The following is a 22,033-nucleotide window of genomic DNA, read 5'->3' on the forward strand; positions in this document are numbered from 1 at the left end:
TTCCAATCTGTAGCGATATAACTGCGAGTGTAAAAAAAAATAATATGCACAAAGCGTTATATCAAACTGGCTAAAACTTATTTCTAAATTTCAAAGCAACACTTTAGTTGTATTAAGTACCTGAATGAATTTAGAAAAATAATAGTTAAAACTCTAAGTTACAGCTAGCCGGCAATTGAAGAGATCCCGAGAAGCAGACATCAGTATGTAACTTGCGTGACTGAATGAAGCCAACAAAGCTACAGCTTGAAAGACAAAGTTTAAAAAAGGGAAAGATATGACTTTACACCTAGACACACTAACAACACTCCTCCTAACCGTCATTTGCCTACTCATGGGCATCCATTTAAAGAAACGTATTGAATGGCTTCAACGTTTTTGCATCCCTTCACCTGTTATTGGTGGTTTTTTGATTAGTTTAATTATTTGGGGATTAAAATCGTTTAATTTGGCTGAAATCAATTTCGATACCAGCTTACAAACCTTTTTGATGGTGGCTTTCTTTACGACTATTGGCATTGATGGTAGCTTTCGAATTTTAAAAAGCGGCGGACGTTTGCTTTTTATGTACCTGATTATTTGTTGGTTCGTGGTTGTTTTTCAAGATACTTTTGGTGCGGCGCTTGCTCATCTTCTCGGTATTGAACCCGTTATTGGGATCATGGCTGGCGGTGTTTCATTAACCGGTGGTCATGGTGGTGCAGCTGCGTTCGGCGGTATGGCTGAAGGTCTTGGTGTCCAATCTGCAACTGTTGCTGCTATTGCAGCAGCAACCTTTGGCTTGATAACAGGAAGTCTACTTGGTGGTCCAGTAGCGACATTTTTAATTAAGAAATTTAAAGTTCAGATTAAAGCGGATGAAAATGTAACCAATATTAAAGTACCAGAAACCATCGCCGGTAAAATTGAATCGATTGACGCACATGCCTTTTTAAAAATGTTAGCCCTTATTTTAGGCATTATGGTGATTGGTCAGTTTGCTTCTGCGCAATTTACCAAAGCGACCGGTTTTTCACTGCCAAGCTATGTAGGCGCAATGATCATTGCTATCGTCATCAGAAATATCAATGATCAAGTTGAACTATTTCGCATTAATCAAAAGTCAGTTGATTTAATTTCAGAAGTGTCCTTAGGTTTGTTTTTAACTATGGCCATGATGTCACTTAAAATATGGGAACTCAAAACCGTCGCACTACCACTATTTACCATTTTAATTGCACAAGTTATCATTTTAATTCTATTAGTTGTATTCGTTATCTTTAGATTACTCGGTAAGAATTATGATGCAGCTGTCATGTGTGCAGGCTTGATGGGCCATGGCTTAGGAGCAACACCAAATGCGATGGCAAATATGTCATCCGTATGCGAACGTTACAAACAAGTTTCTATGAAAGCCTTTATGATCGTGCCATTAAGTGGTGCGGTATTAATTGATTTAGTCGGTATCCCATATCACACATGGCTAATTAATATGCTTAGCTAATTTGAGTCGGTGCTTTACTTACTCGTAAAGCACCAATTCATCGATATATCGCTGCCAGTCACCCTTGAAAACAGGTACACTTCACCCAAAGTTGATTTTTCTGGTGAACATTTTTGCTAACCTGTTTATAATCAGCGCCCCAAATAGAGGTATATCATGACTGCATCCACTTTTTCTGAACTTGAACTTGATGAAACCCTGATCGAAGCGCTAGCAAATAAAGGCTATGAGCGCCCAACTGCGATTCAGGCAGCGACTATCCCTCCAGCAATGGATGGACGCGATGTTTTAGGTTCAGCACCAACGGGAACAGGTAAAACAGCAGCATTCTTGCTGCCAGCAATCCAACATTTACTTGATTTCCCAAGAAAGAAATCAGGACCGCCACGCGTTCTGATTATTACACCAACTCGTGAACTTGCTATGCAGGTTGCAGATCAAGCCAAAGAATTTTGCGCACACAACAACCTAGACGTTGCAACCATCACAGGTGGTGTCGCTTATATGAATCACGCTGAAGTTTTCAGCGAAAATCAAGATATCGTTGTCGCGACAACGGGTCGCTTGCTGCAATATATTCTAGAAGAAAATTTTGACTGTAGAGCAGTTGAAATCTTAATTCTTGATGAAGCTGATCGCATGTTAGACATGGGGTTTGCTAACGATGTTGAAACCATTGCAGGTGAAACTCGCTGGCGCAAGCAAACTATGCTATTTTCTGCAACCCTTGAAGGCGAAGCCATTCGTGACTTTGCAGAACGTCTGTTAGACAATCCTTTTGAAGTTGATTCCGACCCATCTCGTCGTGAACGCAAAAAAATCCAACAATTTCATTACCGTGCTGACTCACTTGAGCATAAAACAGCACTATTATGTCACCTATTGAAGCAAGACGAAGTCACTAAATCTATCGTATTTGTTCGTAAGCGTGAGCGTGTACATGAAGTCGTTCAATGGCTACGTAGCGCAGGTATCGAGCCTTGTTATCTTGAAGGTGAAATGGTTCAAGCTAAGCGGACTGAAGCTATTCGCAGATTAGTTAGTGGACAAGTTAAAGTTTTAGTTGCCACTGATATCGCTTCTCGTGGACTTGATATTGATAACGTCAGTCATGTATTTAACTTTGATTTGCCACGCACTGCAGATGTTTATTTACACCGTATTGGCCGTACTGGTCGTGCAGGTCGTAAAGGTACTGCAATTTCGTTAATCGAAGCGCATGACTACCCATTATTTGGTAAAATCAGTCGTTATATTGATGAATCAATTAAGGTTCGCGTAATAGACTCTTTACGTCCAACAACTAAAGCACCTTCAGATGCGATGCTAAATAAGCCAAAGCCGTCAAAAAAAGTGCTAGAAAAACGTAAAGAAAAGAAAAAAGAAGAACAAGCTAAAAAGAAAGAAAAAGTACGCCAACGCGATAAGAAAAATATTGGTAAACGTCGTGCACCAGTAAATCCTTTAGCGTCTACGACTAGCGATAAAACAGAGTAAACAAACGGGCTTCGGCCCGTTACTTAATTCATCATATGAATAATTTTTTCACGCATCGCTTTCCCTTCCTGTGTCAATAAATCGATTTTCAACATATGGTTATCCAAAATATCGCGGCAATCATAACCTTGATTGTTTTTCATACGCCAATCAGCACCACTCACTAATAATAATTCAGCAACCTCTAATGCATGACTATTTAATGCATCATGTAATGGTGTATTGCCTAAATTATCCGTCGTATTAATAGCCAACCCGTTATTTAATAAAAGTTGCGATTGAATAACTCGCCCACTTCGAGCCGCTAAATGTAAGATATTTTCTTGCTCCATCAATTGTAATGTTTTAATCAAGTTGCCATGTGATGATTCTATTAAAGCTTGCATGAACTGACTATTCATTGCTAATGCTGATTGATTTGCAGCAAATATAATATCTGACTGCTTATACTCCGAGTTAAGTAATTCAGAAAATTCAGCGACATTACCGTGTTTAATCGCACGCTTACAACAAGCCTGCCAATGAGTTGCTTCATGTTCTTCCACTGACGGAAGATCTGTCAACATCGTATTTAGCTTATCTTCGAATTCACCTGTTATTGCACTCCAACTATTCCAAGGCTTATGTTTGCACATCATCCTCGCAACTTTCACCATGGAATGTGCAATAAAACTTCGGGTTAACAAGCGGTGTGGTAGCCAATCCGTCCATGAGCTGTGTTCGCTATAAGCCATTTTAATTTGATTTCCCAACGCAGAAGGGATTGGTAACGTATTTTGAAGTGTATCAAGCCAATCATATTGAACAGAATAAAAGCGTATCAACCCATCATTTGCCATTTTTTTAGCAATTTGATAATCAATTCCAATTTGTTTCACTGTATTTTGAGCTAGTCCCGCTGGACTGAAGCTGATACAAGGTGACTGGCTTGCTAAAGCGGCTATTGATGCAAGGCCACCGCCAAGGGAATGTCCCGTACAAATAACATTACCTTTAACCGCATTAAATAACATATTAGTTAAACCAACAGCCTGAAAATACTGAGGCTCATAATATCCAAGACCTTGTCTTACGTTTGCATAAAAATCAACAAAATCATTAGAGCCAGCAAAACAAATAATATACAGATCATTAAAGCGACAAATATTAGCTTGAAAGCCAGTGGAGTTATCTTTTAATAAATCAGCGTCAATACCAAGTGCCTTAATCTCTTTTCGATTAAGCCGCTTAACCCCTTTAATTGCACTCCAGTTATTAAAATACGCCCCGTGAGATAACAGCGCTAAGATATAATCTTGATGCTGCGCATCACGGCCAAAAAAATCATCTCTTAATATATTATTCGACCATGGATTATGTTCATGACCACTTTCATTACCACAAGGCTCTATAAAGCTATTTTGTAAATATAATTGTAAGCTTGCTCTGATAAGTGAAAGTTCACTTTGGCCAAAATAGCTCTGCATTTTTGTTTTTGTTGAAAGCATAGATTCTCCCTAATAAACGTTATAAGTTGGAAGAATATTGAAATACAAATAACACAGAGAGGAAATATTGGAATTTATTAGAAGGAAACAAAAAGGCCATCAGTATCAATGGCCTTTATAATTTATCACAAATTAACTATGGAACTTAATACTTAATATCCATTACATACTTTCAGTAAAAGTACGCGTAATAACATCGCGTTGTTGTTCTGGTGTTAATGAATTAAAACGAACCGCATAACCTGAAACACGAATAGTTAATTGAGGATATTTTTCTGGGTTTTTAACCGCCTCTTCTAATGTTTCACGACTTAATACGTTAACATTTAGATGCTGTCCACCTTCGACACGAACTGTTGGTTTAACTTCTAAAGGAACCTCACGATACTCGAAAGCACCTAATGCATCTTTAGCAACAATTTGGCCTTCATCATAATCCGCTTTAGCGCACACACAGCGTGCTTCATTTTTTTCGTTATCAAGTAACCAAAAAGAGTTAAGTAGCGCTGCATTATCAGTTTTAGTAATTTGAATACCAGTAATCATATCGACCTCCACGTCCGAATCAGATTGGAATTTATTTTGTCATCTAGATTAGCTATCTACATTAACTATCTATTAGATATTTAGTCTTGCTAGTGCTTATATCTATTATATAACAGCTAAAAAGCCTGCATTCTTTGATATTTATCAATCATTTCGTTTTACAAGCAATCGCATCACCTCAACTTCATGATTTAAATCAAAATTAACAAATGCTGTTTTTATAGTATTTTTGAATATTTCAAATTAATTTGAACGACATAGCAAATAATTACCACTAACAATGCTTTATCTATCTCCCATGAACCAGTAAGCTTAACGATATAAGTAATCCTCATAAACTCAATTCGATAGGACATTTCATGTCAACAATCCCAACTTGGCACAACTTTATTAATTCTGAAAAAGAGTTAACTTACCTAAAAGATACATTGACTTATGTCGCTAACGAACGCCAAAAAGGTAAAGTTATTTACCCTCCACAAGAAGATGTATTTAATGCCTTTAACTACACTGAACTAGCTGATATTAAAGTCGTTATTCTTGGGCAAGATCCCTATCATGGTCCTGGTCAAGCTCATGGTTTATCTTTTTCAGTTCGTCCTGGAATTAAAACGCCACCATCATTAGTCAATATGTATAAAGAGTTAGAAAAAGATATTATAGGTTTTGAACGCCCTACCCATGGCTATTTATTAAGTTGGGCACAACAAGGCGTATTATTACTAAATACTGTTTTGACTGTCGAACAAGGTAAAGCGCACTCTCATGCCCATTTAGGATGGGAGACATTTACCGATAAAATTATCGCGACGATCAATGAACATACTGAAGGGGTTGTTTTTTTATTATGGGGCGCTCATGCGCAGAAAAAAGGGCAAATCATTGATACAAAACGCCATCATGTGTTAAAAGCCCCCCATCCATCCCCACTTTCTGCTCATCGTGGTTTTTTAGGTTGTGGTCATTTTTCACAAACTAACGAATTACTAAAACAACAAGGCCAAAAACCGATTGACTGGCAACCCGTCATTTCTGAATAACTTCATTTCGTGAAATGGGATGCCGAAACATCCCATTTTGCACTATTTAACTATACTGTCTAAAACGTAGCTTATTTAGACACAATAACCATTGCAGGTCTTAATAAACGACTATTTAACGTATAACCTTTTTGCATCACATTAATCACTTGTCCTGATTGATGATCAGGAGATTCAATCATCGTCATTGCTTGGTGAACTTCAGGGTTAAATGGCACATTTGTCTCACCAACCACTTCGATACCAAATTTAGCAATCGCGCTTTCAAAAGCTTTTAGCGTTAAATCTAATCCTTCAAGCATGGCTTTTGATTCTTCGCTTTCATGATCCGCAGCTTCAATTGCACGCTCTAAGTTATCAATCACTGGCAATAATTCATTTGAAAACTTCTCAAGTGCGAATTTATGTGCTTTTTCAATATCTAACTCAGTGCGGCGACGAATGTTTTCAACCTCAGCCTGAGCACGTAGCATAGCTTCACGTTCTGTTTTCTTTGAAGCCTCTAATTGTAGCTCAAGCTCAGCAATACGCGCTGCTAACGCTTGTTCATCTGCTTGTAAATCGGCTGCTTGTTGAACTTCGACTTCCTGCTCTGATTGAACTTTTTGTGATTCATTTTGCTCAGAAGCTTGCTCTTCATGCATCTTTTGTTCTTTACTACTCATGAATATCTCCGCGTATTTAGCATTAATCCCATATATGAGAGTATTATGGGGATCTAAAACAGGGATTCAAGGGAAGTCATACAATGAGAGGCCAAAAAAGTATGCAAATGGATAAAACGAAACCACAATCACACTTTAAAACAATCGGTATTGTCGGACATCCGAGACACCCTGAAGCATTAGCAACACATGAAGTTATCTATCATTGGCTTATATCTAAAAATTATCATGCCATTATTGATAAGCAAGTTGCAAAAGACTTGAACTTAAAAAATGCAAATACTGGTAATCTGACAGAAATAGGACAACAAGCTGATTTAGTCATTGTCGTTGGTGGTGACGGTAATATGCTTGGGGCTGCTCGCATTTTATCGCGTTATAACAACAAAGTTATTGGTGTTAACCGTGGAAATTTAGGTTTTTTAACTGATCTTGATCCCGATAATGCCCTGCAACAACTTTCTCGTGTACTTGAAGGGGAATACCATGAAGAACAACGCTTTTTATTAGAGGCCCAAGTTATAAAACCAAACCAAAAAGCCCGTAAAAGCAGTGCAATAAACGAAATAGTTTTACACCCAGGCAAAGTCGCACACATGATTGAGTTTGAAGTTTACATTGATGATAAATTTGCCTTCTCTCAACGCTCTGATGGACTCATCATTGCTACACCAACAGGTTCAACCGCATATTCTTTATCAGCTGGTGGGCCTATTTTAATGCCAAATTTAGATGCGATTGTTTTAGTCCCTATGTTTCCTCATACACTGTCATCACGACCACTCGTTATCAGTAGCGATAGTAGTATTCGCTTAAAATTCATACGAAGTAATATTGATTACGAAGTGAGTTGTGATAGCCAAATAATGTTACCTATTCAAGATGGTGAAGAAGTTATTATCAAACGTAGTAATAAAAGCCTTAATTTAGTACACCCAAAAGATTATAACTATTTCAATACATTAAGCTCAAAGTTAGGTTGGGCTAAAAAAACTTTCTAATTTTTATGCTCTGGCTCTTTACTGTATAAAAAAACAGTTTACACTGTATGAAAACACAGTTGTGAATTTTCACAGGAGAGCGCAGATGCTAACCCAATTAACTATCAATAATTTTGCTATTGTTCGTGAGTTAGAAATTGATTTTCGCAGCGGAATGACCACAATTACAGGTGAGACTGGCGCTGGTAAATCTATTGCAATTGATGCTCTTGGACTGTGTTTAGGTAATCGCGGGGAAGCCAATATGGTTCGCCCTAGCGCACAACGTGCTGACTTATGCGCCCGCTTTTCACTTACTGATGCACAAATGGCCTCCAATTGGCTCACAGAACACCAACTTGATAACTACAACGAATGCCTATTACGTCGTACTATTACCTCTGACGGTCGCTCTAGAGGCTTTATTAACGGCGTTTCAGTTCCTTTATCACAATTAAGAGAACTGGGCACCCTACTCATCCAAATTCACGGTCAACACGCTCACCAGTTATTGCTTGATAACAACCATCAAAAATTTCTACTTGATGCATATTCAAACCAGCAAGATTTATTAGCCCAAATGAAAAAAACATGGCAAAACTGGCATAATTCATGCCAACAACTTGCTGTTTTTCAAAAACAAATGCAGGAACGTGAATCACGCCAACAGTTACTTAGTTATCATTTGAAAGAGTTAAATGAATTCATGCCAATACAAGGTGAATTTGAAGAAATAGAACAAGAATACAATCAACTCGCTAACCACGGACAATTTCTTTCTATTGGTCAAAGTACAACTCAAATATTGTCTGATAATGATGACACCAATATTATTAGCTTACTCAATACCGCTAAAAATGAATTAAGTGAATTAATCTCACTTAATCCAAAATTCTCAGGGTTGCTCGATATGCTTGAAGAGGCCTCGATTCAAGTAAGTGAAGTCAGTGATGAATTAAAACATTATTGTGATCAGTTTGAACTAGACCCAAATCGTTTATTTGAACTTGAAAAACGAATATCTAAACAAATCAGTCTTGCGCGTAAACATCATGTTACCGCAGAATCATTGCCAGAGTTATTTCAACAATTTTTAGCTGAACAAGAATTAATAGCAAACCAAAATGAAGACTGCGTCGCTTTAAATGAACAAGTTGTCACAAATCATCAAATCGCTTTAGAGTACGCAAAACGTTTACATCAAATTCGTTTGCAGTATGCACAAGAGTTAAGTCATCTAATCACTGATAGTATGCATCAGCTCTCGATGCCGCATGGTAAATTTACTATCGATATCAAATTTGTTCCTGAACAATTACAAGTTGATGGTGCTTGTAAAGTTGAATTTAATGTTACAACTAATCCAGGACAGCCACACCAAGCTCTTGCAAAAGTCGCATCTGGCGGCGAACTATCACGAATTGCACTCGCTATCCAAGTTATCACAGCGAAAAAAATGGATACGCCGGCACTTATTTTTGACGAAGTCGATGTAGGGATCAGTGGCCCTACTGCAGCAATTGTCGGAAAATTATTACGTGAGCTCGGCGAATCGACCCAAGTTATGTGCGTTACTCACTTACCTCAAGTTGCAGGTTGCGGTCATCATCATTTTTATGTCAGTAAAGAAACCAATGGCATCGAAACTGAAACACATATGCAACTACTAGATAAAAAATCTAGATTACAAGAGCTTGCAAGACTTTTAGCGGGTTCTTCAGTGACAAAAAACACCCTTGCGAATGCAAAAGAATTGCTTGCAGCCTAATTTTTGACAACTTTTTTGCGCTCATGTGGTCTTAGAGTCAATCAGGAAGGTTTTAAATTGTATCAATGTCGATTATCATTGATGTTCTGACTCCAAAAGGAATGAGATATCCATGCGTTATAAATTGTTAACTGCTGCTGCACTATCACTCGCATTAATGTCTACGGGCTGTTCAATGATGGAACGTCTTGTCTATCACCCTGACATTAACCAAGGTAACTACTTAACCGCGAAAGATGTTGCTAAGATCCAAAAAGGAATGACACAGCAACAGGTCGCTTATACTTTGGGCACACCAATGTTATCCGACCCGTTTGGTACTCAGACCTGGTATTATGTTTTCCGCCAAGAACTTGGTCACGATCCTGTTCAGCAAGAAACTTTAACTCTCAATTTTGATCGTAATGGTATCCTTACCGAAATCAAAAATGAAAAAAATCTTGCAGCACAAGAATCAATGGAAAATAAAGAAATTAAAGCATCAGAAACAAAAGCAGCTGAATAACACATTACATTAATGTCATCTGTCTTCTGATACTGTTCTATACCTATTTTCCGTATTCTGAACAAGTAACTACCTGTTAAAGCTTAAAATTAGCATTTTGCAGGTAGTTACAAATATCTAATAACTAAAAATTTTCGTTATCGTCCCGTTTTCCATTGTCTATTAGGCTTTTTCCGTCTATCCATCTGATTTTTAAAAAATCAATTCAGTTTAAAAAGCACAAAAACAAAAAAACCGAGCATTAACTCGGCTTATCAATCACACATTTGAAATTGAACTATTTTTTTGTTTCTTTTGATTTTTCAGCGCGTTTACGACGTAATTCTTTCGGATCTGCAAGTAACGGTCGATAAATTTCAATTCTATCCCCATCTTGCACCAAATCACCTAATTTGGCAGGCCGACTATAAATACCCACTTTATTTTTTTTTAAATCTATATCAGCACGTAGAGATAAAATACCTGATGCAATAATTACATCTTCAATAGTTGCACCATTGGCTACCTTAACAGGCAATAAAAACTGCTTTTCGGGTAAGGCGTAAGCCACCTCAATATTAAGATCAGACACTATAAACATCCTTAGCTCTTAATGTAAAAGCCTGAACCATATTATTAGCAAGTTCCTTAAAAACTTTACCAAAAGCCAGTTCAATTAATTTATTAGTAAATTCAAAATCAAGATGAAACTCAATTTTACAGGCATCTGCACTTAGGGGGATAAAACGCCACCCTCCAGAGAGCTTACTAAAAGGCCCTTCAACCAATTGCATATGGATACATTTATTATCTTCCAATATATTTTTGGTCACAAACGTTTTACTGATCCCCGCTTTCGACACCTCGACAGCAGCAGTCATTTCATCATCATGATGGCTAATAATACGGCTACCCACGCACCCAGGTAAAAAACTAGGGTATGAAATAACATCATTAACGAGTTTATACATTTGTTCTGCACTAAAAGGGACCAATGCAGAGCGACTAATCTGTGGCATATCAATTCCTATCCCCAAAAACTGCGCATATAATACCACTATTGATTGGTTAAACAAAAAACAAAACCCATATAGGGCAATAAATGCACAATTAAAAAAATTTAAGTACAGAAAGATTTATTTCAACTCAGCTTAAAGTATAATGATTGAACTATGACAAAGAAAAAATCCTATAAACCCGGTTCAGCAACAATTGCTATGAACAAACGTGCTCGCCACGAATATTCTATCGAAGAGGAGTTCGAGGCGGGTTTGTCCCTACAAGGTTGGGAAGTTAAATCATTACGTGCGGGCAAAGCCAACATTAGTGATAGCTACGTCTTACTTCGAGATGGTGAAGCTTATTTGTTTGGTGCAAACTTTACACCACTAATGGTTGCATCATCGCACGTTGTTTGCGATCCAACTCGTAGCCGCAAATTATTATTAAACCAACGTGAATTAGACACTCTATATGGTAGAGTTAACCGCGAAGGTTATACCGTCATCGCACTTTCCTTATATTGGAAAAATGCGTGGTGCAAAGTTAAAATTGGCGTAGCCAAAGGTAAAAAAGCACATGACAAGCGTTCTGACATCAAAGATCGTGAATGGCAGTTAGATAAAGCACGTATAATGAAACATTCTAATCGCTAACCTCTAGCTTTATAGCGTAATTTTCTGTTATACTGCGTTCAACAACTTGGGGCTGATTCTGGATTCGACGGGATTTGCGAAACCCAAGGTGCATGCCGAGGGACGGTTGGCCTCGTAAAAAGCCGTAAAAAAATAGTCGCAAACGACGAAAACTACGCACTAGCAGCTTAATAACCTGCTCAGAGCCCTCTCTCCCTAGCCTCCGCTCTTAGGACGGGGATCAAGAGAGGTCAAAACCAAAAGAGATCGCGTGAATGCCTTGCCTGGGGTTGCAGCGTTAAACTTAATCAGGATAGTTTGTTAGTGGCGTGTCTGTCCGCAGCTGGCAAATGAATTTAAAGACTAGACTAAGCATGTAGTACCGAGGATGTAGAAATTTCGGACGCGGGTTCAACTCCCGCCAGCTCCACCAAATTATCTTCTAAGGACGTCCAAAGAAGACTGAAAAGCCCGCTAACTCAATGAGTTGCGGGCTTTTTTATGTCCTGCGCAGTCTGATGTCACCTAATTAAATCCAATCATCTTAGGCACCTTGATAGGCACCTCGTTAACCTTTATAGTTTTTGAGGTGCCTAAAAACAATGGAACATCAAAATGGCAAGACAAACCAAACCTTTATCAGTAAAAGAGATCGATACAGCAAAGCCGAAACAGAGTGATTATGTCCTCTATGATGGCGATGGATTAGAGCTATTGGTTAAATCCAATGGCAGCAAGCTGTGGTCATTTCGCTACATTCGCCCTCTCACTAAAAAGCGAGCTAAAAAGAGCCTTGGCTCTTACCCTGCCGTCAGCCTTGCTGATGCACGTAGCTATCGCCTAGAAGCAAGGACCTTGCTCGCTAAACAGATAGACCCACAAGATCACCATAAAGAGCAAGTCCGTAACACCTTAGAAGCTAAGTCAAATACCTTTCAACTTATCGCTGAACGTTGGTGGGAAGTGAAGAAGTCCACCGTCACTGAAAACTACGGCAAGGATATTTGGCGCTCACTTGAACGAGATGTATTTCCGGCTATTGGTGATATTAGTATTACCGATATCAAAGCCCATATATTGGTTCAAGCAATACAGCCCGTTCAAGCTAGAGGTGCATTAGAAACCGTTCGTCGCCTTTGTCAGCGCATTAACGAAGTCATGATCTATGCTCAAAATACTGGATTAATTGATGCTGTACCAAGTATCAATATTGGTAAAGCGTTTGAAAAGCCCAAGAAAAAGAATATGCCAAGTATTTCCCCTGATCAGCTACCAAAGCTCATGCAGACAATGCGTACAGCTAGTATTAGTCTATCGACTCGATGCTTGTTCATGTGGCAGCTGCTTACCATATCCCGCCCTGCCGAAGCCGCTGAAGCCCATTGGGATGAAATCAACTTTGAGACCAATGAATGGAAGATACCTGCTGCCAGAATGAAGATGAACCGTGAACATATAGTTCCGCTATCTGACGCTGCTTTAGCTATTTTAGAACTAATGAAGCCATTAAGTGGTAATCGTGAATTTATCTTTCCTAGCCGTATCAAGCCTACCCAACCAATGAACAGCCAAACCGTCAATGCTGCATTAAAACGCGCCGGGTTTGGTGGTGTGCTTGTTTCACACGGCCTACGTTCGATTGCCAGCACCGCTCTCAATGAACAGGGTTTCCCTCCTGATGTTATCGAAGCCGCCCTAGCCCACGTTGATAAAAATGAAGTTAGACGTGCATACAACCGCAGTGATTACCTAGAGCAAAGACGCCCCATGATGCAATGGTGGGCTGATTTTATTGAGGAAGCAGATAGAGGAAGTATTATTAAAGGTGGGATAAGAGGGATATCGCTAGTTGGGTGACGACTTATGTATGCCGGTTTGAATTTGAACTGGACTATAAGGGCACAGAGCTATACCTCATCCAAACGTCAGCTCTGTGCCCAGACTGTGTAAAAATCATGATTTCACCCAACAAACACCAATTTGAGTTGCATTTAAGCATCCGAATAGCCCCCATTATATTCATAATATTCTGATTAAGATTGGTGACTTGTAATATGAAGCCTTTTAAAAGCAGCGTGCCTTGAATGTTAAGGGGCAGATTTTGGTTAAACTAAGCGACTTTATCACTTAGTTTAGATTGATAGCTGTCATCAAACCGACAGTTCCCAGTATGGTCATCATACGTTTCAGGTTGTAAGCAAGAACGCTAAGGCTGATTTCAGTGCTCACATTTTTGAGGCGTTTAGTCAAAAAGTGAGTCGCTCCCATCCACATTTTTATCGTGCCAAACGGATGCTCAACACTCTGTTTCCTTGTCACTGGGAATTCCGGATTTTCGTCCAACCGTTTTTGCATATCATCAATAATCGATTCATGTACCCATCGTCTTATGCGGCGCGGCTCTTTCTTTGATGTCGTGCATTGAGATCGGATTGAACATTCATTGCACGCTAAATTATTTAAGTAAACATCCAGTTCGACGCCTTTCTCCATTACCTTCATTCGCTTTTGTAAATCTTTATCTGCAGGGCAAATGTATACATCACTGTCGTTGTCGTTCTTGAAGAGAGATTTGTTAAAAATGCCTTTGCTCTTTGAACCTGAAGTATCAGTTTGTGGTACATTCACTGTGATACCTTGGTCGTATGCATTTTTGATATCATTTCGGCTGAAGTAGCCTTTGTCGGCTAACACTGTAATAGATTTCTTTCCCAAAACCTTTTGGACTTGCTCAGCAACTAATGTCAGTTGACCTCGGTCTGTTGTCATGACGATATCGTGGCAAACGATGAGATGGTGCTTTGTATCGACTGCTGTTTGCACGTTATAGCAGACTTGTCTTTCCATGTGGTGTGTTTTCATCAAGCGGGCATCAGGATCTGTCTGTGATATCTGTTTGTCCGGATGCCCATTAACTTGTTTTTCGAGTGCTTTTAGTTCAACTAAGCGCTGCTTTAACCAAGCTAATTTCGATGCTGCGACGGTCGGATCAGACTCTTTTTCGTTCTCATCCTTGGCATCCATCTGGCTTAAATATTTATCGATGCTTTTTTCAACTCGCTCGATATGAAACTGCACTTTACTGGGGGTATAATTTTTGGATTTATTATTGACGGCTTTGAATTTACTCCCATCGATAGCGAACACGGCATCTTCAAACATGTTGAGTTGTCTGCATAACTCGACGAATTTACGGCAAACGTTTTTAATTCCCTTGCCATTATCCTTTCTGAAGTTTGCAATCGTTTTGAAGTCGGGAGATAAACGCTCAAGCAGCCACATTAACTCAACATTGCGGTTGCATTCCTTCTCCAACCGCCGTGATGATTGAATTCGATTTAAATAACCGTAAATATAGAGCTTGAGCATCATGGCAGGGTGATAACTAGGACGGCCAGTTGACTTGGGATTCACGCTTTCAAAACCTAAGTCGAGTAAATCGAGATGTTCAACAAAGACATCAATAACACGCACTGGATTATCTTCGTTAACAAAGTCGTCCATGAGTTCTGGAAAGAGCGTAGATTGATGCCTTGATTGACCCGTAATATGGTGAGACATGTCCGAATCTCCATGATTATGCTTACCAATCTGATGATACTGGACTTTGCTTTGAAATTGGATCGGTAGCTAAGACCAATTGATCATAAGTACATCGCACTTAGACCAAAAGGTGATCAATAGTTTTTACACAGCCTGTGCCAAGAGCTGACATTATCTACGTTCGATGCATCCCTCGTGAGACAGGCCATCCCAGTTTGCATTCCGCTACAGTAGGCTGGTATGTTTGGTCCAAGACATTTAAATCAACAACATGCATGGTGCACTAACGATGAAAGTGATTTTTGTTCGACACGCTGAAACAGAGTGGAATGTGAGAGGCGTTATTCAGGGGCAGAGCGATAGTACGTTGACCCACCGAGGGGAGCGCCAAACATCAGCCTTACTGGCAGCATTTGCCGCAAGTGATTATCAGGTTGAACGTGTTTACGCTTCTCCACTTGGTCGTACCTGGCAAATGGGACAGAGCCTATCTGAGTGCTTTGGTTGCTCATTGGTAGCTGAAACTGCCCTTAAAGAACAGGCATTTGGTCAGTTTGAAGGCATGTTAACGGCACAGCTCCTGCAACACCATCCGAACGATGCAAATGCGTTATTCAAACTTGATGCAGAGTATTGTCCGCCAGAGGGAGAGTCATTAGCACAGGCAACTCAACGAGTAATAAGTTTCTTACAAAACCTGCAAGGCACCAAAGAACATCAGTGCGTATGTATCGTCTCGCATGGGCATGTCAGTCAGGGGGGGCTGGCAATACTTAAAGAAGGGACTATCGATAACTTTTCCCGGTACGCTCACCCCAATGCGAGTTACTCCGTTTTCGATTTTTTGGATGGAAAATGCATTGCGCTCAGGTGGGGAATTGCCACACACCTACTTGAACGATAGGTTTTTAGTGGTCATTTGAGTTCAGCGATCTTACCGTAAACACGATGTCCGCTCTTCGCTCAAAGCCTAAATTCGCCAGAGCCAAAGTCGCTTGGGTTCTTGCGAGCCCCCAGCCAGAGGTCAAGATGCTTGAATAGCGAGTATATAAATTATCACCATCATATAGCCTATTTGACAGTCACATCAATAAACAAGTCCTCTATTCATTTTTATCTTCTTTACATTTAAGAACTAAATCATCATAAAAATCCCCAGTAAGATACCAAGGAGAGTGCAAATTATACAGCAGTAAGTGATAATAGTAATTGATTTTAGGGTAACCTTTTTTTCTAATTTCTTTATGTCGCAAATATAAAGTTCTTGCCGCCACACTAAATCCATGATCCAAAAACTTTAATTCGATTTTCTCTGAAATTGTAAAACTGTTATCAAGCTCATAATAAATCGCCTTATTCGGCTCTTTACAAAGACTAGCTTCAATATCAAAGGCCCCTAAGGTTCCTAGCCATCTTGCCTGTGAGCCCCCAAACATTCTTTTATGAAAATAAAGCTTGCTCATACTTTTAAGTAAATCTTCAGCACCTTTTTTCGAAACATGTTCTTTACATTTAAAAGTTATAAATGTATTTGGGTTTTCCCCTAATAAGTTTACATCAATAAGCCTTTTATAGTAATCGGCAAGATTTTTACGGTCTATGCGGGGCATCTTTAAATCAAAGTTTAGGATATCAATTTTTTGTTCCTGCTCGATAGGTATCATTGACTGCAACGATCTTTGCAATATCCTAAGTTCAAAAAGTAAACCAGCACGAATGAACAGCGACGATAGCTCTGAGTTGGGTTTCTTCGCATATTTATCAATATTATGTGAGTACTTTTCACATTTAATAATATCGCAGCTAACCAATTCGCGATAAAAACCGAGAGGTGCATCAGGATACTCAAATGCATAACAACCTTCAGTCAGTCTACAACAAACAGGGTACGGCATGGATGATAAATCTAGCGCCTTATCATCTATTACGTCATTAACTATCTGCAAGAAGAATTCTTCGTCAACACCATTCTTTTCGGCAAGTATAATAAGCATAGCAATACTAAAATTTCTTTCGTAATCGAATACTTTCTTATAGTCATCCCGATCAATAGTCTTTTCGTCAGTATTGTGTTTTTCACAGAACTCAAAAGAATCCGAAATATATTTGTCATTAACGGACAAATATATTTCAAGGGCAGCCAGTATATAGTGCTTAGTTATCTCAGCCTGCTTTCCTATCACACCTACTTTTTGGAGTATCTCATTGAGCCGGTCAAGAATATGGGAATACCAGACTTTGAGAGGGTATTTATATATGTGATGCATCACAACTTGACCGAAGTGAAGCGTGTCGATCGCATCAAATGCTGCTTTTTGTAGAGGTGTTAAAGATGGCATAATTTAGTGTCAAAAAAAGTAATATGATATTACCCATTTTAGACACTATTAATCTACATTACAATCCATCGCATACCAGCCAATCGGCTCAGGTAGGAAATGACGGAGAGCCGTTATCAATCGTTAACTTGAATTGTAAGAATTTAAAGAGGTAAAAATATGATATCCCACACTCAAACTATGAAAATTCTGCGTATCCCTGCTGTTATGGCTAAAATTGGCGTCAAACGATCGACGATATATGACTGGCTCAACCCAAAGTCAAAGCGCTACGATCCCACTTTTCCAAAGCAACTGAAGTTGGGAAAACAGTCCGTTGGCTGGATGGAAGCAAAACTTGATGAATGGCTTCTTCAACGTGAGATAGCTACTACCTGAACACATTGTACTGGTATTAATGAGGATGGCTTTATTCAGCTAGTATTAACTATTACGGACGTTAGCCCTTGCATAACGTCCGTTCCTCGTTCAAATCAAATTGATTAGGTACTATGCGAAAAACTGCTATTTTAAATATGAAGTAACAGCGCTAAGGCTTTGCCTTATGCTTCTTGTATTTTCGGTGTGTGAATGACTGCGGATTAAACCACAAGCGGGTTTATCATATATATTGCGAATTATACCGTTAACTTACATATAAAACCCAATAAATGCCTGAAACGAGAAAAGTCTGAGCCGCTGAATATCCCCAATACGAATCTAATTTTGGAGATATGAGGGATAACATAGGTGTAGTAAATTGCTTAATTAACGAATGATACCATCTTTACTAATCAATGCCAGCTTTTTTTGACGTATTTTTAAATACTTTATAAAAATCTAAGGATTACATCATGAGTCATTCCTTTTTAAGATAATCTACTGGAATGACACATTATTTTTATTTAAAGGTGATCTCTATATGTAAATTTCTAATTCTTACTTTATTACCTATAATCTCATGATTAATAATACGCTTTTCTATATAAGCGTTTTTCTCTGGGAAATCATGAAACCTATCATTACTAATAATAAAGCTATCGCCACTATTTGCTTGATCTAAGATAGTTTCATCTGCTGCTCTAGAATTATTGACTATATATACTTTAGCAAAACCAAAAAATAAATCAGCTATTTCTATGTTTGTTTTATTTAATAGCCCTTGAATACCGTTATCAAAAATTAATTCTACTTTATATTTTTCAGATAATTTCTCCACTAACGGTTTTAATGCTAATAAGCCAATGAAGTCACTTTGTTCATAGCACAAATTATTTCCATCAATGATAAGCGTGCTTATTTCAAACATAGAACTATTAACTAGTTCTTTTATTCTACTCTCTAGTTTTTTCATATTCCTACTTATGCTTTCGCATTCTCTTTTTTTGTTTTTAATAATTTCATTAGGACTTGAACAGTCAAAATAATTATCGCACTCCTCATGTATCAATTTCCTCGCATAGCCGCTATGAGCATTCGCAAGCCTCATTTTTAATTCATTCACTTGTGCAATATCATTTTCTATTTTTTTCTTCTTATTTTAGATTTCAACTAATTTATTTTTTGGTTCAAAAATAATTTGTTCTATAAACTCAAGTCTCTCATTATTGATAATTATCTTCTTATCTAATCTATCGATTTCCTTTTCTAAATTTAATTTATTTTCATTCTCGTTAGCAATTGATGTTTTATGATACTGATTTAACTCATTAACAATGACATTTACATTTTGTTTTTTGGAATCAATATCTATCACTAATTCTTTTATATCGTAATTTAAATTAACAACTTGTTCTTTCAATCGTTCATACAAACCTTGGTATTTCATTCTCTGCGTTGAAAATATACCTAATGGTTCTAAAAACTTGATTTCTCCTGCTGACTCCGCCTGTCGACTTCGCTTTGTTTTTTTCTTCATGCTTTTTACAAGGAAACTTAATTTCTCTTCTTGAACTTTCACTTCTGTATTCAAAGAATCAAGAGAAAAAAGATTTTCTTTCAATTCGAAACTTTCATACCACATGATTTTATGATGAATATCATCCAGAGTTTGGAATAAAACTACTTTTTTTTGCAATAATTCTTGACGTTTTAAATAAAATGGATTTAGCGTGTCAAATACCATATCTTCCTCAAAATGCCTATATTTAGTTATCATTGTTTCTAATTATAATTAATAATAAAATTAATTTAAAGTTAATATCTGCATTTTACTAATTTTATTGAAAAATATTTAAGTTAAGTAAAGATGATTACCTTTTAATTTAAGTCATCTCAACCAGTGCACACGGTAGTATTTGCCTTAAGGGTAATAAAAGCTTATGAATGGACTGTAAACCCACCCCATTCATCCCATCCCCGCAGGATAAGTGGCTTAGCGCAAATTAGTTGAAACATCGCTATATAATTCTAATAAAAGCACCAAAAATCAACTATATTAGAATAATCATCGAGCAAAAAACACACCTAAACACAACAAGCTCAGCAAGTTCTAATGCACATAGAAATAAACTATGTTACTAAATATTTCAATTTAAAAATATACCATAACGATCGGTAAATAACCCCTTTTACCTATAAGATAAAAACAGCCCCCTACCTCCGGCTCATTCCAATAGAACGATACCCATCGTGATAACGCTTCGTATGATCTTTCGCTAAGTAATCCATACGGTGTTGTAATGCAGACAACTGTTGGATATAAATTGAACTATTTGGGTTTAAGTAAAATAATTTATTCTTAGGGAAATGAGCTAAACTAGCGTACTGCTTTACAAGTAGTTTTAACGCACTACACCATGCTTTTTGAATAAGAGCGCCTAAACTTGTATCCGAACTATAATGGCCAACCGAATGATAAAAATCCTTATTCAGTAATAGCAGAACATGATAATGCTTACGGTGATTACGTTCACCAATCTCACGAACCCAAATATAGCGCAAACGATTAGGATACTTGCGTTTCCAGCGCCGATTTCTTCTTGTACAGTCTACCCGAATCATACATTTCAATGATTCGATAAAACGTGTTATCTCTTTATTTGAATCACCGTATTGATAATTAGAAGGGAAACGGAGATCCACGCGTAAAGCAAGCGTACGAGGAAACTCTCGTACGGCATAATTAATAACATCCGAAAAGGCTTGCTGATATTGAGCATTGTACGTGTAATGTTGCATTTTAAATTTGATAATCCTTAGCACTAATTTTAAGGAAGTATCGGTATATGATTACATCAATTATCTTATTATCAATTTTGTTATGATAAAAACTAATGAAGTATATAATACATCAACCCATTAATTAATCATTTAGACATAGCTTACTCATTAGTTACACTAGATAAGCATCTTAATTTAATACTTATAATAATATAGCTAGCAATACTCTATAATCTATAATTAGATATATAAAATAACCGATATTAACAATATATAATCATTAATACATATAATACTATACCGACACGGTAAAACTTAATTATTGGATAAAAATAAAAGCCATAGACCTTTATTAACTCATTAAAATGTTATAATGGTGATAATTTCACTCTGATATTAGTTTTATGCAATTTTATCATTAATATCTGCGATTAGTTGCTACAGTAGCAGCAGTAGCTAATGGATAAAATAAATATGCGGGATGATTTGTAAAAATATTGTTATTGAGCTTTTCACCTTCATATACAAATTTTGCACCGCGTAGCGAATAATTTATATATACTGCATTTTCTTTTTCTAGGTTTGAAATAACGGTTTCCAGTAACTTCCCTTTTCGTAATGCATTTGGCCCATATCGTCGAATATCATTAAATCTTATACTACCCCGCACTCTACCACTTTGATGATACTCACGGTGTAGCCATGATAATAATAAGGCTTCATAATACCCGTCCTCATGCCCAAATAAATGAATAGCTTGTTGCATATACCATTCACAAATAACTGATGAACCATCAATATATTCCTTTTTTATATCGCAATCACCATCAAGAAAATAACTAAATACAGCTGCTAAACGTGCGATATTATTTGCTAATTTAGATGCGAAATCTCTCATGCTAGCATATTCTTCCTCCGGTAGAAGCCGCCTCTCTATGCTATTATGAATTTGTTCCCATGCATATTTAGCTGATGGTTCTAATGACAAGCATAATTTTCCATCTATTTTTTTCTTTGAATTATTATCAGCTAATAAATCATTTATTCGACAATGAAAATAATTAATATTCATATTTAGATTAAAGTTATTTTTTATAAAGCGTGCACCTTGGGTCGTCAAACTTTCATCAATATTCACAACCAAACAACGCGCAAAAAAACCAATTCCCCTCGCCTTATCTCCTTGCCTCTTTAAATATAAATCAAACGGTTTTTTCTGTACCATCACAGATAACGTAATACGCCCATCTTCTATCGTAAAACTTGATGTTGTTTTGCGGTCAACATGAAAGCTCACACCATCCCACATGGAATTAATAAAGCTTAAATCCTTCATGACTTGCCTATCTAAGACATTAGCACCCTCATCTGTGAAGTGGTCAACAAAAATTGGTCACCGTTTTAGAGTTTTCCCAATACAATCGTT

General features: G+C 37.6%; 21 protein-coding genes, 1 other RNA gene and 1 pseudogene. 12 read left to right on the plus strand and 11 right to left on the minus strand.

The features are described 5' to 3' along the window. Positions 1 to 277 precede the first annotated feature (277 nt). Complete coding sequence (gene gltS / locus ACTH6U_RS10960) at positions 278 to 1,483, plus strand: sodium/glutamate symporter (protein WP_294110518.1); 1,206 nt, start codon at positions 278 to 280, stop codon at positions 1,481 to 1,483. Positions 1,484 to 1,639: 156 nt separating this feature from the next. Continuing rightward, positions 1,640 to 2,980 carry an ATP-dependent RNA helicase SrmB gene (gene srmB, locus ACTH6U_RS10965; protein ID WP_434719278.1) on the plus strand — a complete coding sequence of 447 codons (1,341 nt, stop codon included), beginning with the start codon at positions 1,640 to 1,642 and terminating at the stop codon, positions 2,978 to 2,980. Positions 2,981 to 3,003: 23 nt separating this feature from the next. On the opposite strand, the gene ACTH6U_RS10970 is transcribed toward srmB, so the two are convergent. Next, positions 3,004 to 4,467: an ankyrin repeat domain-containing protein gene (locus ACTH6U_RS10970; protein WP_441832186.1), complete on the minus strand. Its 1,464-nt coding sequence runs from the start codon at positions 4,465 to 4,467 to the stop codon at positions 3,004 to 3,006. A 162-nt stretch (positions 4,468 to 4,629) separates the two neighbouring features. Next, positions 4,630 to 5,013 (minus strand): autonomous glycyl radical cofactor GrcA, encoded by a 384-nt coding sequence (gene grcA / locus ACTH6U_RS10975; RefSeq protein ID WP_294110512.1) that lies wholly within the window; start codon positions 5,011 to 5,013, stop codon positions 4,630 to 4,632. A 359-nt stretch (positions 5,014 to 5,372) separates the two neighbouring features. On the opposite strand from grcA, the gene ung reads away from it, so the two are divergent. After that, positions 5,373 to 6,053 (plus strand): uracil-DNA glycosylase, encoded by a 681-nt coding sequence (gene ung, locus ACTH6U_RS10980; RefSeq protein ID WP_294110509.1) that lies wholly within the window; start codon positions 5,373 to 5,375, stop codon positions 6,051 to 6,053. A gap of 71 nt (positions 6,054 to 6,124) precedes the next feature. Here ung and grpE read toward each other — a convergent pair whose 3' ends face one another. Then, positions 6,125 to 6,718, minus strand: coding sequence for a nucleotide exchange factor GrpE (gene grpE, locus ACTH6U_RS10985; protein WP_441832187.1), 594 nt, complete (start codon positions 6,716 to 6,718; stop codon positions 6,125 to 6,127). Positions 6,719 to 6,825: 107 nt separating this feature from the next. Here grpE and nadK point away from each other — a divergent pair, with 107 nt between their 5' ends. The 3 genes from nadK to bamE all read left to right on the plus strand — a co-directional run bounded on the left by nadK (position 6,826) and on the right by bamE (position 9,971). Then, complete coding sequence (gene nadK / locus ACTH6U_RS10990) at positions 6,826 to 7,719, plus strand: NAD(+) kinase (protein WP_294110690.1); 894 nt, start codon at positions 6,826 to 6,828, stop codon at positions 7,717 to 7,719. Positions 7,720 to 7,804: 85 nt separating this feature from the next. Further along, a complete protein-coding gene (gene recN / locus ACTH6U_RS10995) occupies positions 7,805 to 9,466 on the plus strand; it encodes a DNA repair protein RecN (protein WP_441832188.1) in 1,662 nt (553 codons plus the stop codon). A gap of 112 nt (positions 9,467 to 9,578) precedes the next feature. After that, the gene (gene bamE / locus ACTH6U_RS11000) at positions 9,579 to 9,971 is read left to right on the plus strand and encodes an outer membrane protein assembly factor BamE (RefSeq protein WP_294110501.1); all 393 of its coding nucleotides are present in this window, start codon (positions 9,579 to 9,581) and stop codon (positions 9,969 to 9,971) included. Between the two features lie 277 nt (positions 9,972 to 10,248). On the opposite strand, the gene ACTH6U_RS11005 is transcribed toward bamE, so the two are convergent. Next, positions 10,249 to 10,542: an RnfH family protein gene (locus tag ACTH6U_RS11005; protein ID WP_294110498.1), complete on the minus strand. Its 294-nt coding sequence runs from the start codon at positions 10,540 to 10,542 to the stop codon at positions 10,249 to 10,251. Continuing rightward, positions 10,535 to 10,969 (minus strand): type II toxin-antitoxin system RatA family toxin, encoded by a 435-nt coding sequence (locus ACTH6U_RS11010; RefSeq protein ID WP_336431039.1) that lies wholly within the window; start codon positions 10,967 to 10,969, stop codon positions 10,535 to 10,537. The genes ACTH6U_RS11005 and ACTH6U_RS11010 overlap by 8 nt, the downstream gene beginning before the upstream one ends. A 153-nt stretch (positions 10,970 to 11,122) precedes the next feature. Between ACTH6U_RS11010 and smpB the strand changes: the two genes are divergently transcribed. The 3 genes from smpB (at position 11,123) to ACTH6U_RS11025 (ending at position 13,441) form a co-directional block, all read left to right on the plus strand. Beyond that, complete coding sequence (smpB, locus tag ACTH6U_RS11015) at positions 11,123 to 11,605, plus strand: SsrA-binding protein SmpB (protein ID WP_441832189.1); 483 nt, start codon at positions 11,123 to 11,125, stop codon at positions 11,603 to 11,605. Between the two features lie 48 nt (positions 11,606 to 11,653). Then, positions 11,654 to 12,017, plus strand: a transfer-messenger RNA (tmRNA) gene (gene ssrA, locus ACTH6U_RS11020). A gap of 182 nt (positions 12,018 to 12,199) precedes the next feature. Further along, a complete protein-coding gene (locus tag ACTH6U_RS11025) occupies positions 12,200 to 13,441 on the plus strand; it encodes an integrase domain-containing protein (RefSeq protein WP_441832190.1) in 1,242 nt (413 codons plus the stop codon). Positions 13,442 to 13,711: 270 nt separating this feature from the next. Here ACTH6U_RS11025 and ACTH6U_RS11030 read toward each other — a convergent pair whose 3' ends face one another. Further along, positions 13,712 to 15,145, minus strand: a complete 1,434-nt coding sequence (locus tag ACTH6U_RS11030) for an IS1182 family transposase (RefSeq protein ID WP_441832191.1) — start codon at positions 15,143 to 15,145, stop codon at positions 13,712 to 13,714. A 271-nt stretch (positions 15,146 to 15,416) separates the two neighbouring features. Here ACTH6U_RS11030 and ACTH6U_RS11035 point away from each other — a divergent pair, with 271 nt between their 5' ends. Then, positions 15,417 to 16,031, plus strand: a complete 615-nt coding sequence (locus ACTH6U_RS11035) for a histidine phosphatase family protein (protein ID WP_441832192.1) — start codon at positions 15,417 to 15,419, stop codon at positions 16,029 to 16,031. Between the two features lie 199 nt (positions 16,032 to 16,230). Here the strand turns inward: ACTH6U_RS11035 and ACTH6U_RS11040 are convergent, their stop codons facing one another. After that, the gene (locus ACTH6U_RS11040; RefSeq protein ID WP_441832193.1) at positions 16,231 to 17,466 is read right to left on the minus strand and encodes a hypothetical protein; all 1,236 of its coding nucleotides are present in this window, start codon (positions 17,464 to 17,466) and stop codon (positions 16,231 to 16,233) included. Between the two features lie 159 nt (positions 17,467 to 17,625). Here ACTH6U_RS11040 and ACTH6U_RS11045 point away from each other — a divergent pair, with 159 nt between their 5' ends. Both ACTH6U_RS11045 and ACTH6U_RS11050 read left to right on the plus strand, forming a co-directional pair. After that, entirely contained in the window at positions 17,626 to 17,844 is a 219-nt protein-coding gene (locus ACTH6U_RS11045) for an AlpA family phage regulatory protein (RefSeq protein WP_441832194.1), read from the plus strand. 155 nt (positions 17,845 to 17,999) lie between these two features. Beyond that, positions 18,000 to 18,159: pseudogene (locus ACTH6U_RS11050) on the plus strand (IS3 family transposase); the annotation flags it as partial. A 187-nt stretch (positions 18,160 to 18,346) separates the two neighbouring features. Here ACTH6U_RS11050 and ACTH6U_RS11055 read toward each other — a convergent pair. From ACTH6U_RS11055 to ACTH6U_RS11070, 4 genes are all read right to left on the minus strand, one after another. Next, a complete protein-coding gene (locus tag ACTH6U_RS11055; protein ID WP_441832195.1) occupies positions 18,347 to 18,949 on the minus strand; it encodes a hypothetical protein in 603 nt (200 codons plus the stop codon). A 36-nt stretch (positions 18,950 to 18,985) separates the two neighbouring features. Then, positions 18,986 to 19,570 carry a hypothetical protein gene (locus ACTH6U_RS11060; protein WP_441832196.1) on the minus strand — a complete coding sequence of 195 codons (585 nt, stop codon included), beginning with the start codon at positions 19,568 to 19,570 and terminating at the stop codon, positions 18,986 to 18,988. A gap of 470 nt (positions 19,571 to 20,040) precedes the next feature. Beyond that, complete coding sequence (locus ACTH6U_RS11065; protein ID WP_441832197.1) at positions 20,041 to 20,625, minus strand: inovirus Gp2 family protein; 585 nt, start codon at positions 20,623 to 20,625, stop codon at positions 20,041 to 20,043. 400 nt (positions 20,626 to 21,025) lie between these two features. Continuing rightward, positions 21,026 to 21,997, minus strand: a complete 972-nt coding sequence (locus ACTH6U_RS11070; RefSeq protein WP_441832201.1) for a DUF3987 domain-containing protein — start codon at positions 21,995 to 21,997, stop codon at positions 21,026 to 21,028. Positions 21,998 to 22,033: the final 36 nt, after the last annotated feature.

It is taken from the genome of Providencia sp. (assembly GCF_052096715.1).
Classification (GTDB): Bacteria; Pseudomonadota; Gammaproteobacteria; order Enterobacterales; family Enterobacteriaceae; genus Providencia.

Excerpts from the sequence above, each read along its gene's own strand:
- gltS (WP_294110518.1), top strand. The coding sequence starts at position 278 with ATGACTTTACACCTAGACACACTAACAACACTCCTCCTAACCGTCATT.
- srmB (WP_434719278.1), top strand. The coding sequence starts at position 1,640 with ATGACTGCATCCACTTTTTCTGAACTTGAACTTGATGAAACCCTGATC.
- ACTH6U_RS10970 (WP_441832186.1), bottom strand. The coding sequence starts at position 4,467 with ATGCTTTCAACAAAAACAAAAATGCAGAGCTATTTTGGCCAAAGTGAA.
- grcA (WP_294110512.1), bottom strand. The coding sequence starts at position 5,013 with ATGATTACTGGTATTCAAATTACTAAAACTGATAATGCAGCGCTACTT.
- ung (WP_294110509.1), top strand. The coding sequence starts at position 5,373 with ATGTCAACAATCCCAACTTGGCACAACTTTATTAATTCTGAAAAAGAG.
- grpE (WP_441832187.1), bottom strand. The coding sequence starts at position 6,718 with ATGAGTAGTAAAGAACAAAAGATGCATGAAGAGCAAGCTTCTGAGCAA.
- nadK (WP_294110690.1), top strand. The coding sequence starts at position 6,826 with ATGGATAAAACGAAACCACAATCACACTTTAAAACAATCGGTATTGTC.
- recN (WP_441832188.1), top strand. The coding sequence starts at position 7,805 with ATGCTAACCCAATTAACTATCAATAATTTTGCTATTGTTCGTGAGTTA.
- bamE (WP_294110501.1), top strand. The coding sequence starts at position 9,579 with ATGCGTTATAAATTGTTAACTGCTGCTGCACTATCACTCGCATTAATG.
- ACTH6U_RS11010 (WP_336431039.1), bottom strand. The coding sequence starts at position 10,969 with ATGCCACAGATTAGTCGCTCTGCATTGGTCCCTTTTAGTGCAGAACAA.
- smpB (WP_441832189.1), top strand. The coding sequence starts at position 11,123 with ATGACAAAGAAAAAATCCTATAAACCCGGTTCAGCAACAATTGCTATG.
- ACTH6U_RS11025 (WP_441832190.1), top strand. The coding sequence starts at position 12,200 with ATGGCAAGACAAACCAAACCTTTATCAGTAAAAGAGATCGATACAGCA.
- ACTH6U_RS11030 (WP_441832191.1), bottom strand. The coding sequence starts at position 15,145 with ATGTCTCACCATATTACGGGTCAATCAAGGCATCAATCTACGCTCTTT.
- ACTH6U_RS11035 (WP_441832192.1), top strand. The coding sequence starts at position 15,417 with ATGAAAGTGATTTTTGTTCGACACGCTGAAACAGAGTGGAATGTGAGA.
- ACTH6U_RS11040 (WP_441832193.1), bottom strand. The coding sequence starts at position 17,466 with ATGCCATCTTTAACACCTCTACAAAAAGCAGCATTTGATGCGATCGAC.
- ACTH6U_RS11045 (WP_441832194.1), top strand. The coding sequence starts at position 17,626 with ATGATATCCCACACTCAAACTATGAAAATTCTGCGTATCCCTGCTGTT.
- ACTH6U_RS11060 (WP_441832196.1), bottom strand. The coding sequence starts at position 19,570 with ATGGTATTTGACACGCTAAATCCATTTTATTTAAAACGTCAAGAATTA.
- ACTH6U_RS11065 (WP_441832197.1), bottom strand. The coding sequence starts at position 20,625 with ATGCAACATTACACGTACAATGCTCAATATCAGCAAGCCTTTTCGGAT.